The organism is Anaerotruncus sp., from assembly GCF_057433415.1.
Genome location: NZ_DBMDHH010000004.1, coordinates 89,109 through 99,817 on the forward strand (window position 1 = coordinate 89,109; position 10,709 = coordinate 99,817).

Consider the following 10,709-nt stretch of genomic DNA (forward strand, 5'->3'; position numbering starts at 1 on the left):
CTCCTGCGTTTCCTCGGGACTCCGACGGGGAGACGCGGCGAAAATTGCCGTCCCTTTCCATGGGCGGCGGATGGTTGTGGGCGGAGGATCACCTGCATCAAACGTTTCGTGGTCCGGGGGATGTTTCGCCGTTCCCGCACGGCTTTTTTATCCCTCCTCACGGACGGCGGCGGATGGTTGTGGGCGTAGGATCACCTGTATCAAACGTTTCGGGGTCCGGGGGACTTTTCAAAGTCCCCCGGAGTCCCCAAAGGTAAGAAAATTTTGTTAAATTTCTGAAAAATGATAATAAAAAACTATCATTTTGCGGCGGGGTCTGGTATAATAAAGACAACAACCAACCATAGGAGGCAGTCAATATGAACAAAATGATTTCTGCAAAGAACGCGCCCGCGGCGGTAGGACCCTATTCCCATGCCGTGCTGGCGGGCAACACCCTCTACACCTCCGGACAGCTGGGGCTCGACCCGGTGAGCGGAGAGCTTGCGGCCGGGGTGGAAGCGCAGGCGAAGCAGGCGCTGGAAAACCTCAGGGCGGTGCTCGAGACGGCGGGAATGGACTTTCAGGACGTCACCAAGACGACGGTTTTCCTCTCGGACATGGGGGATTTCGCGGCGATCAACGCGATTTACGCGCAGTATTTCACGGGAGAGGCCCCGGCGCGCTCCTGCGTGCAGGTCGCGGCGCTGCCCAAGGGCGCGGCGTTTGAGATCGAAGCGGTCGCCGTCAAATAAAGACGCCGCATTAGTATGACTTATAGAGAAAGTACCCAAAATCGACGTTGATATTTTTTTATCAACATCCGATAAAATGATTGCAACCGCCCGCGTTTTGCGTTATAGTGGATAGCGGGAAGACAAAAAAATATTAGCGCAAAAAAATATTTGTTAGGGCGTGTTGTGATGAATGAAATGAAAGCTCCCGCAGGTTCCGTATTCGAGATGTCCGGCGTGCCGCCGATGAAACAGGTCGTCCCGCTCGGCCTGCAGCATGTGGTCGCCGCGATCGTCGGCGTCATCACCCCCGCAATCCTCGTCTCCAACGCCGTGGGGCTGGAGGTGGCGGACAAGACGCTGCTTATCCAGGTGTCGCTGCTCATTACGGCCATCGCGACGCTCGTGCAGGTGTTCGGGCTGTGGCGCGTCGGCGCGAAGCTGCCGGTCGTCATGGGCGTCAGCTTCGCCTATGTCCCGACGCTGCTCGCGCTCGCCAACGGCTACCACGACCTCGGCGTCATCCTGGGCGCGCAGATCGTGGGCGGCTGCGTCGCGATCCTCTTCGGCATTTTCGTCAAGCAGCTGCGGGTCTTCTTTCCGCCCATGGTCACCGGCACGGTGATCTTTACGATCGGCCTCTCCCTCTATCCGACCGCCGTCAAATACATGGCGGGCGGCGCGGGCGCCGCCGACTTCGGTTCCTGGCAGAACTGGCTGGTCGCCGTCATCACGCTGGCGGTCGTCATCTTCTGCAACAACTTCACCAAGGGCGTCACCAAGCTGGCGTCCATCCTGATGGGGATTATCGTGGGCTATCTCGTGGCGCTCTGCTTCGGCATGGTCGATTTCTCCTCGGTGGGAGCCGCGGGGATCGTCGCGGTGCCCGTGCCCTTCAAGTTCGGGATCAAATTCGTCCCAGCGGCCTGCGTGTCGATGGCGGTCATGTACATCGTCAACTCGGTCCAGACGATCGGGGACCTCACCTCGACCACGCTGGGCGGACTCGACCGCGAGCCGACCGACAGGGAGCTCTCGGGCGGCATCGTCTGCCAGGGCGCCGCGAGCGTCGTGGGCGCCTTCTTCGGCGGCCTGCCCACCGCGTCCTACAGCCAGAACGTGGGTATCGTCACCGTCAACCGGGTCGTCAACCGGGTCGTCTTCGGCTTCGCCGCCGTCGTGCTGCTGATCGCCGGCTTCGTCCCCAAGTTCTCCGCCCTGCTCACCACCATCCCGCAGTGCGTCATCGGCGGCGCGACCATCTCGGTCTTCGCCACCATCACGATGACCGGCATCCGCATGATCTCCTCCGCCGGGCTCACCCCCCGCAATGTCAGCATCGTCGGCATCGCGGTCGCGCTCGGCGTGGGCGTGACGCAGGTGTCCGGAAGCCTCGCGGGCTTCCCCGAGTGGGTCGGAACCGTATTCGGCGGCTCTTCGGTGGTCATTTCCACGCTGATCGCCATTCTGCTGAACCTCATCCTGCCCAAGGACCGGGCAGCGGGTAAATAACGGTTTTCAAAAGGAGCGGATGCCTTTGAACAAGACTCTCACCGCATATCTGCCGCTGGTCGACTTTCTGGCCGACTGCATGGGGGAGAACACGGAGGTCGTGCTGCACGACCTGACCGACTGGCACGAGTCGGTGGTCGCGATCCGCAACGGGCATATCAGCGGCCGCCAGATCGGCTCGCCCGTGACCGACCTGACCCTCAACGTGCTCAAGTCGGCGGCGTTCGAGCAGCAGTCCCATATGGCCAACTACCAGGGAATCGTGAAAAACGGGCACCGGCTCAAATCGTCCACCTTTTTCATCAAGGACGAGACGGGCAAGCTGGTGGGGCTGCTCTGCATCAACACCGACTACCACGAGCTGCTCGAGGCGCACGACAAGCTGGGGGCGCTGATCGGGGAGCTGGGCCTGCGGGCCAACCTGCCGATCACCGAGAGCTTCAACATGAACGTGCGCGAGCTGGTGCAGGCGAACCTGCACCGGGTCTGCCCGGGGTACGAGGAGCAGGTGGGGCGCATGAGCCAGAAGGAGAAGCTCGAGGTGATCGAGGGACTCAGCGACCTGGGGACCTTCCTCGTCAAAGGCGCGATCGGCTGCGTGGCGGAAAGCCTCGGCGTGTCGGTCCCGACGATCTACCGCTACCTGAATATGATCAAGAAATAGACAGAGGCCCGCTCCACAGGAGCGGGCCTCTGTTTCGCGCGGGGGGCTACGCCTTCGCGTCGATGTAGCTGTAGAGGGTGTACTTGGAGATGCCGAAGTACTTCGACACCTTGTCGCCGCTCTTGGTGATGAGGAAGGCGCCGGTGTCGTTTAAAAACTGGATGGCCTTGACCTTGTCGTCCTTGGTCATGAGGGCGACCGGCTTGCCGACGAGGCGGACGCTCTGGGAGATCAGCTCGTCGAGCAGCTCGTTGACGTTCTGGGAGATGCGTTCGGGCTCCTTTTCGGGCGCGGCGGTGGAGACGATGGGCTTAAGGGCGCTCTCCACCATGAGCAGGCCGGTGATGTCGAAATTGATCGAAAAGATGCCCACCGCGTCGCCGTTCTCGTCGCGGATGTAGATGGTGCTCGACTTGAGGATGCGGCCGTCCTTCGTCTTGGTGAGGTAGCCGATCTGGTCGTGGAGGGCGCTGCGGTCGCCGTGCAGCGCCTCGAGCACGATGTGGGAGGGGCCGTCGCCGAGCTTGCGGTGGGTGACGTGCCCGTTTTCGATCGCGACGACGGTGTGGTCGACGCTGTTGTCCGAAAGGTCGTGCACGACGACTTCACAGTTCGGCCCGAACTGCTCGGCAATCCCCCGGGCGAGCTGGCGCAGGAAGGCCAGCGTGGTGGCGTTCAGCATGGCGGTAGCTCCTTTGTCGAAATTGGTCTGGTTCCATCATAGCACGTTCCCGGCAATTTGCAACAAAAACTTTGCAGGCTAAAAAATTTTTTTGAGAAAACACGCAGGAACTATTGCATTTTGGGCCCGTTCATGGTAAACTAAAACCAAAGACGAAGGGCGGAAAATTCTGTACAATTCCAATAAATTCTTTTGTACAAAGCGACAAGTTTATCGGATTCGTGGCTGCAACGGAGTGCTTCGCGCACGGGCTGGATGATCACCCCACCGGGGAGGTCCCATGCGCGGCATGCCTGCGGGGCCGGACGGGGAAGGGTGTTCATCCACAGGATGGACGCCTTTTTTGGCTGTTATGCGCTTTTCCACAAGCTTACCGCATGATGAAGGAGGAAAAAAACATGTTACTGATCGGAAACGGACGGCTGATCACCCGCGGGGCGCACAACCGCCTGATCGAAAACGGCTGCGTGGCGGCCGACGGGAATGTGATCGCGGCGGTCGGGACGACGGAGGAACTGAAAAAACGCTATCCCGGGGCGGAGTTTATCGACGCGCGCGGCGGCATGATCCTTCCGGGGCTCATCAACGCCCACAACCACATCTACAGCGCCTATTCGCGCGGCATCGCGATCAACGGCTACAACCCGCAGAACTTCCTCGACATCCTCGACGGCATGTGGTGGACGATCGACCGCAACCTGCTCCTCGGGGACACCCGCATGAGCGCGCTGACCACCTATATCGACTGCATCAAAAACGGGGTCACAACCGTGTTCGACCACCACGCGAGCTACGGCGAGATCCCGGGGAGCCTCTTTGCGATCGCGGACGCGGCGAAGGAGACGGGGGTGCGCACCTGCCTGTGCTACGAGGTGTCCGACCGCGACGGCGCGGAAAAGATGCGCCAGGCCGTGAAGGAGAACGCCGATTTCATCGCCTTCTGCAAAAAGGACAAGACCGACATGGTCAAGGGCATGATGGGCCTGCACGCCTCCTTCACCCTCTCGGATGCGACGCTCGCCCTCTGCCGCGAGAACACCCCCGCGGACGCGGGCTTCCACATCCATGTGGCCGAGGGGATGACCGACGTGTACGACTCCCTCAAAAAATACGGCAAACGGGTCATTAACCGCCTCTTCGACAATGACATCCTCGGGGAGAAGACGATCACCGGCCACTGCATCCATGTGAACGGCACCGAGATGGACATTCTCAAGGAGACGAACACCATGGTGGTACATAACCCCGAGAGCAACATGGGCAACGCGGTGGGCTGCCCGCCGACGATGGAGATGATCCACCGGGGGCTGACCGTGGGGCTCGGCACCGACGGCTACACCAACGACATGTACGAGTCGATGAAGGCGGCCAACTGCCTGCATAAGCACAACCTCTGCGACCCGACCGCGGCCTGGTCGGAGGTGCCCTACATGCTCTTCGAGGGGAACCCGGCGATCGGCGCGCGGTTCTTTGAAAAGAAGCTCGGCGCCCTCGAGCCCGGCGCGGCGGCGGACATCATCGTCACCGACTACGACCCGCTCACCCCGCTTTCGGCGGACAACGTGAACGGCCACACCCTCTTCGGCATGAGCGGCCGCCAGACGGTCACGACGGTCATCGACGGGAAGGTGCGCATGAAGGACCGGGAACTCGTCGGCATCGACGAGCGGGAGGTCCTGGCAAAGTCCCGCGAGCAGGCGGAAAAGATGTGGGCGCGCATCAACGCGCGGTAAACGAGCAGAACAAGCCGGGCGGGGAAGCCCGGATAACAGGAGGAATCTTTTATGAGCGATCGCATGCGGCCGATCCCCTTCGGCCAGTTGATGGACTGGATCATCGAGGAATACCAGACTTACGGGAGCATCTTCGGCGTCTCGAAGCTCGTCCGCCACGCGGAGGACGAACCGAGGCTGCCCCTTTTCGGCGAGCGGATGGAGGCCCCCTTCGGCCCCGCGGCCGGCCCGCACACCCAGCTCGCCCAGAACCTGATCGCCGCCTACGCGGCGGGCAGCCGGTTCTTTGAGCTCAAGACGGTGCAGACCCTCGACGGCGAGGACCTGCCGGTCGCAAAGCCCTGCATCAACGCGCAGGACGAGTGCTACAACGTCGAGTGGTCGACCGAGCTGCGGGTGCCCGAGGCGTACGACGAGTACGTCAAGGCGTGGTTCGCGCTCAAGCTCCTCTCCCGCGAGTGGGGGCTCGGCAGCCCGGACGGCTTCATCTTCAACATGAGCGTCGGCTACGACCTCGAGGGGATCAAATCCCCCAAGATCGACGCCTTCATCGAGGGGCTCAAAAACGCGGAAAACACGCCCGTCTGGGCGGAGTGCCGGACGTGGGCGCTCGAGCACCTCGGCCGCTTCCAAAAGCTCGACGCCCGCTATGTCGAAGAGATATCCCCCAGGGTGTGCACCTCGATCACCCTCTCGACCCTGCACGGCTGCCCGCCGCAGGAGATCGAGCGGATCGCGACCTACCTGCTGACCGAGAAGGGGCTCAACACCTTCATCAAGTGCAACCCGACCCTGCTCGGCTACGAGTACGCGCGCGAGACGCTCGACGCGCTCGGGTTCGACTATATCGCCTTCGACGACCACCACTTCAAGGAGGACCTGCAGTTCGAGGACGCGGTCCCGATGATCGGGCGGCTGCAGGCGCTCGCCGACGGGCGGGGGCTGGCGTTCGGCGTCAAGCTGACCAACACCTTCCCGGTCGACATCGCGGCGGGGGAATTGCCCGGCAATGAGATGTACATGTCCGGGCGGAGCCTCTTCCCGCTGACCGTCTCGGTGGCCAAGATGCTCTCCAAGGCGTTTGACGGAAAGCTGCGCATCTCCTATTCGGGCGGCGCGGACATCACCAACGTCGAAAAGCTCTTCGCGGCGGGCATCTGGCCGATCACGATGGCCACCACCCTCTTAAAGCCGGGCGGCTACCAGCGGTTCACCCAGATCGCCGAGCGGTTGCGCGGCTGCGGGGACCAGCCCTTCGCGGGGGTCAACACCGCGAAGGTGAGCGAGTATGTGGAGGACGCGATGGGCGATCCCTATTACCGCAAGCCGATCAAACCCCTGCCCTCCCGTAAGATGAAAAAACAAGTCCCGCTCGTCGACTGCTTTGCCGCGCCCTGCCGAGCCGGCTGTCCGATCGAGCAGGATATCCCCGCCTACCTGCGCCTCGCGGGGGAGGGCAGGCACCTCGACGCGCTGCGGGTCATCACCGAGCGCAACCCCCTGCCCTTCATCACCGGCACCATCTGCTCCCACCGCTGCATGGACAAGTGCACGCGCAACTTCTACGAGGATTCGGTCCACATCCGCGAGGTCAAGCTCGAGGCGGCCCAAAACGCCTATGACGAACTGCTGAAGGAGTTGCGCCCGGCCGCGCCCGCGAAGGGCAAAAAGGTCGCGGTCGTGGGCGGCGGCCCGGCCGGAATCTCGGCGGCCTATTTCCTCGCCAGAGCGGGCGTGCCCGTCACCGTCTTCGAGCGCAAACGGCAGCTCGGCGGCATCGTGCGCCACGTCATCCCCGCCTTCCGCATCCCGACCTCCGCCATCGAAAAGGACGCCGCGCTCGCGCGCGCCGTGGGCGCGCGGTTCGAGCTCGGCGCGGAGATCGGCTCGGCGCAGGAGCTGCTGGACCGGGGCTACACCGACGTCATCCTCGCGACCGGCGCGTGGAAGCCGGGGAAGCTCCCGCTCGAATACGGCGGGGCGATGAACGTCATTGAATTCCTCGAGCGGTGCAAGAGCGATCCCGACGGCCTTTCGCTTGGGGAGAACGTCGTCGTGATCGGCGGCGGCAACACCGCCATGGATGCGGCCCGCGCCGCCGTGCGCGCGCCGGGCGTCAAGAAGGTGCGGCTCGTCTACCGCCGCAGCCGCCGTTACATGCCCGCCGACGAGGAGGAGCTCGCGCTCGCCCTTTCGGACGGCGTCGAGTTCTGCGAGCTGCTCGCCCCGGCCGGCGTCCGGGACGGCGTGCTCAAGTGCGAAAAGATGGTCCTCGGCGCGCCCGACGCGTCCGGCCGCCGCAGCCCCGTCCCGACCGGCGAGACGGCGGAGGTGCCGGCCGACACGGTGATCGCGGCCGTCGGCGAGCGGGTGGACACCGCGCTCTATGAGCGCTGCGGCGTCGCGGTGGATTCGCGCGGCCGCGCGGTCGTCGACCCCGACACGCTCGAGACGGGCGTTCCCCACGTCTATGTCGCGGGCGACGCGAACCGCGGGCCCGCCACCGTCGTCGAGGCGATCGCCGACGCGACGAAGGCGGCGAAGGCGATCGCGGGCATCACGGTCGAAACCTATACCGCTACCAACGCGAGCCCCGACTACGGCCGCGCGCTCGCAAAGAAGGGGACCCTCTGCACCGACTGCGCGTCCTGCACCGAGTCCCAGCGCTGCCTCGAGTGCGCCACCGTCTGCGAGTGCTGCGCGGACGTCTGCCCCAACCGCGCGAACCTCGCCATCCGGGTGCCCGGACGGCGGATGCGCCAGATCGTGCACGTCGACGGCATGTGCAACGAGTGCGGCAACTGCGCGACCTTCTGCCCCTACGACAGCGCGCCCTACAAGGATAAGTTCACCCTCTTCTGGAGCGAGGCGGACTTCGCGGACAGCGGGAACGAGGGCTTCCTCCTGCTTGACGCCGAGCGCCAGCTCTACCGCGTACGCCTCGACGGGCAGGTCGCGGATTACGCGGTGGGCGAGGAGGGCTGCGGCCTTCCCGACGAGATCCGCCAGCTGATCACGGCGGTGTGGGAGGGCTACCGCTACCTCTTCGGCCGCCAGACGGTCACGACGGTATAAAAACGACCCTCAAAGAGGGGCGGGGCGCGGCCCCGCCCCTTGAACGCTTTTCAACAGGAGGCTTTCATATGGCAGTGCTCATTCAAAACGGCCGGGTGGTGACGCCCGAACGCACCTTCGCGGCGGACGTCCTCGTGCGGGATGGAAAGATCGCCGCCGTCGGGCCGGGCCTGCCCGCCGACGGGTGCGAAACCTACGACGCGGCGGGCTGCCTCGTCTTTCCCGGCTTCATCGACGCGCACACCCATCTCGACATGGATAACGGCGTCACCGCGACGGCGGACGATTTCGCCACCGGCACGCGGGCGGCGGTCTGCGGCGGTACGACGACGGTCGTCGACTTTGCGACGCAGGACAAGGGGGGCACCCTTGCCCGCGCGCTCGAGGCGTGGCACAAAAAGGCGGATGGCAAATCCTCCTGCGACTACGCCTTCCACATGGCGATCACCGACTGGAACCCTGCGGTGGCGGAGGAGATCGGGGAGATGGTGAAGGCGGGCGTGACCTCCTTCAAGCTCTACCTCGCCTACGACAACCTGCGCGTCACCGACGCCGAGCTCTACGAAATCCTGAAGAGGGTCGGGCAGGCGCACGGGATTATCGGGACCCACTGCGAAAACGGCGACCTCGTCAACGAGAAGGTCGCCGAGCTCCGCGCGGCCGGAAAGCTCGGGCCGCGGTATCACGCCCTTTCCCGGCCCGACTATGTCGAGGCGGAGGCGATCGCGCGTTACTGCTACATCGCCGGGGCGGCGGGGGTGCCGGTCCACATCGTCCACCTGAGCACCCGCGCGGGGCTCGAGGAGGCGCGGCGCGCCCGCGCGCGCGGACAGAAGGTCTACCTCGAGACCTGCCCGCAGTACCTCGTCCTCGACGGGAGCCGGTATGACGCGCCCGGCTTCGAGGGGGCGAAATACGTCTGCTCGCCGCCGCTCAGAAGCCTCGATGACCAGGCGGCGCTGTGGGAGGCGATCCGAAACGGCGAGATCGACTCGATCTCCACCGACCATTGCAGCTATAACCTCGCGGGCCAGAAGGATTTGGGCCGGGACGATTTCAGCAAAATCCCCAACGGCCTGCCCGGCATCGAGCACCGGCCCGCGGCGGTCTATACGGCGGGGGTCGCCGCCGGGCGGATGACGGAAAACCAGATGGCGGCGCTGCTTTCGGAGCACACGGCGCGGCTCTTCGGCATGTACCCGCGCAAGGGGGCGATCTCGGTGGGCGGCGACGCGGACATCGTGGTGTGGGACCCCGCCGCCCGCTGGACGATCTCCGCCGAGACCCAGCACCAAAACTGCGACTACACCCCCTATGAGGGGATGGCGGCGCGGGGCCGCGCGAAGGCGGTTTTCCTGCGCGGCGAGCTCGCGGCGGAAAACGGAGAGCCGGTCAAAGAGGGACTGGGAACCTTTGTCGCGCGCGGCGTGAGCGAATACTATTGATGACACTGATGACACATAAAAAAGGAGGAGGCCCCCGGCCGGGGGCCTCCTCCTTTTTTATCCGTTACGGTTCCATCTTTGCGATCGCATCGAGGTCGCCCCGGTAGTCCACGTCGAGCAGCTCGCGGCGGTTGGCCGCCTCGACGACGCGCAGCAGCTCCGGGTGCGCGGCGATCACCGCGCCGCCCGATTTGCCCGGCGGCAGCGCCGCCAGCTCGCCGAAGAGGGCGCGTGGGAAAAAGACCGGGTTGCCGCGCTTGCCCCGGTGGCCGAGCGCGGCGATCGAACCGGGGTGCGCCAAAAATTCGGCGCGCAGCGCCCCGATGCTCCGCGCGGTGAGCAGCGGCTGGTCGCAGACCGAAAACATGCAGCCGACGGCTTCCGGGTCGACCGCCGCAAGCCCCTTGCGGATGGTGACCGCCATGTCGCCCGTCGTGTCGTCGTTTTCCACCACCGAATAGCCGAGCAGCGCGGCGGACACCGCCACCTGCGGGTAGCGGGTGACGACGATTACCTGCTGGAACAGCTCGCCGGGAAAGTTGCCGAGCACCACGTCGGCCATCGGGCGGCCGCCGAAATCGGCGAGCAGCTTGTTGTCGCGAAAACGCGTCGAACGGCCCGAGGCCAGGAAGATGCACGCCAGTTTCCGCGCGTCGCCCATATCGCGCCCTCCTTCTGCCGCCGGCGTTTTTGCCGGCCTCTCTGCTGACAGTATACCACGGCCCCGCCCGCGAAACAACTTCGTTGTTTCGCAAAGCCGCCTGCGGCGGCTTCCGCCCGGCTCTGCCGGGCGGGGCGGGGCCTTCCCGCGCCCTGCGGCGCGTTTTATTTTTTGCGGCTGTAGGGGGTGTCCTCGAGCGGGAGCCGGGTGCGGAATTTGCCGTC

At 64.5% G+C, this 10,709-nt stretch carries 8 protein-coding genes; 6 read left to right on the forward strand and 2 right to left on the reverse strand.

The window, feature by feature from the left end; genetic code table 11:
* Positions 1-359 precede the first annotated feature (359 nt).
* The 3 genes from ACZO3G_RS02400 to ACZO3G_RS02410 all read left to right on the forward strand — a co-directional run bounded on the left by ACZO3G_RS02400 (position 360) and on the right by ACZO3G_RS02410 (position 2,889).
* Positions 360-734: a RidA family protein gene (locus ACZO3G_RS02400; protein WP_101551832.1), complete on the forward strand. Its 375-nt coding sequence runs from the start codon at positions 360-362 to the stop codon at positions 732-734.
* A 168-nt stretch (positions 735-902) separates the two neighbouring features.
* Positions 903-2,225, forward strand: a complete 1,323-nt coding sequence (locus tag ACZO3G_RS02405; RefSeq protein WP_256152975.1) for a uracil-xanthine permease family protein — start codon at positions 903-905, stop codon at positions 2,223-2,225.
* Positions 2,226-2,250: 25 nt separating this feature from the next.
* Positions 2,251-2,889: a helix-turn-helix transcriptional regulator gene (locus tag ACZO3G_RS02410; RefSeq protein ID WP_101551829.1), complete on the forward strand. Its 639-nt coding sequence runs from the start codon at positions 2,251-2,253 to the stop codon at positions 2,887-2,889.
* A gap of 46 nt (positions 2,890-2,935) precedes the next feature.
* Here the strand turns inward: ACZO3G_RS02410 and ACZO3G_RS02415 are convergent, their stop codons facing one another.
* Positions 2,936-3,571: a helix-turn-helix transcriptional regulator gene (locus ACZO3G_RS02415; RefSeq protein WP_101551827.1), complete on the reverse strand. Its 636-nt coding sequence runs from the start codon at positions 3,569-3,571 to the stop codon at positions 2,936-2,938.
* A 398-nt stretch (positions 3,572-3,969) separates the two neighbouring features.
* Here ACZO3G_RS02415 and ssnA point away from each other — a divergent pair, with 398 nt between their 5' ends.
* The 3 genes from ssnA (at position 3,970) to hydA (ending at position 9,824) form a co-directional block, all read left to right on the forward strand.
* A complete protein-coding gene (gene ssnA / locus ACZO3G_RS02420) occupies positions 3,970-5,304 on the forward strand; it encodes a putative aminohydrolase SsnA (protein ID WP_101551825.1) in 1,335 nt (444 codons plus the stop codon).
* 51 nt (positions 5,305-5,355) lie between these two features.
* Positions 5,356-8,379, forward strand: coding sequence for a putative selenate reductase subunit YgfK (gene ygfK, locus ACZO3G_RS02425; RefSeq protein ID WP_276872762.1), 3,024 nt, complete (start codon positions 5,356-5,358; stop codon positions 8,377-8,379).
* 68 nt (positions 8,380-8,447) lie between these two features.
* On the forward strand, positions 8,448-9,824 hold the full coding sequence (hydA, locus tag ACZO3G_RS02430) for a dihydropyrimidinase (RefSeq protein ID WP_276872764.1): 1,377 nt from the start codon (positions 8,448-8,450) through the stop codon (positions 9,822-9,824).
* 64 nt (positions 9,825-9,888) lie between these two features.
* Here hydA and ACZO3G_RS02435 read toward each other — a convergent pair whose 3' ends face one another.
* Positions 9,889-10,485 (reverse strand): nucleotidyltransferase family protein, encoded by a 597-nt coding sequence (locus tag ACZO3G_RS02435; protein WP_101551820.1) that lies wholly within the window; start codon positions 10,483-10,485, stop codon positions 9,889-9,891.
* Positions 10,486-10,709 lie beyond the last annotated feature (224 nt).

Excerpts from the sequence above, each read along its gene's own strand:
- ACZO3G_RS02400 (WP_101551832.1), top strand. The coding sequence starts at position 360 with ATGAACAAAATGATTTCTGCAAAGAACGCGCCCGCGGCGGTAGGACCC.
- ACZO3G_RS02405 (WP_256152975.1), top strand. The coding sequence starts at position 903 with ATGAATGAAATGAAAGCTCCCGCAGGTTCCGTATTCGAGATGTCCGGC.
- ACZO3G_RS02415 (WP_101551827.1), bottom strand. The coding sequence starts at position 3,571 with ATGCTGAACGCCACCACGCTGGCCTTCCTGCGCCAGCTCGCCCGGGGG.
- ssnA (WP_101551825.1), top strand. The coding sequence starts at position 3,970 with ATGTTACTGATCGGAAACGGACGGCTGATCACCCGCGGGGCGCACAAC.
- ygfK (WP_276872762.1), top strand. The coding sequence starts at position 5,356 with ATGAGCGATCGCATGCGGCCGATCCCCTTCGGCCAGTTGATGGACTGG.
- hydA (WP_276872764.1), top strand. The coding sequence starts at position 8,448 with ATGGCAGTGCTCATTCAAAACGGCCGGGTGGTGACGCCCGAACGCACC.
- ACZO3G_RS02435 (WP_101551820.1), bottom strand. The coding sequence starts at position 10,485 with ATGGGCGACGCGCGGAAACTGGCGTGCATCTTCCTGGCCTCGGGCCGT.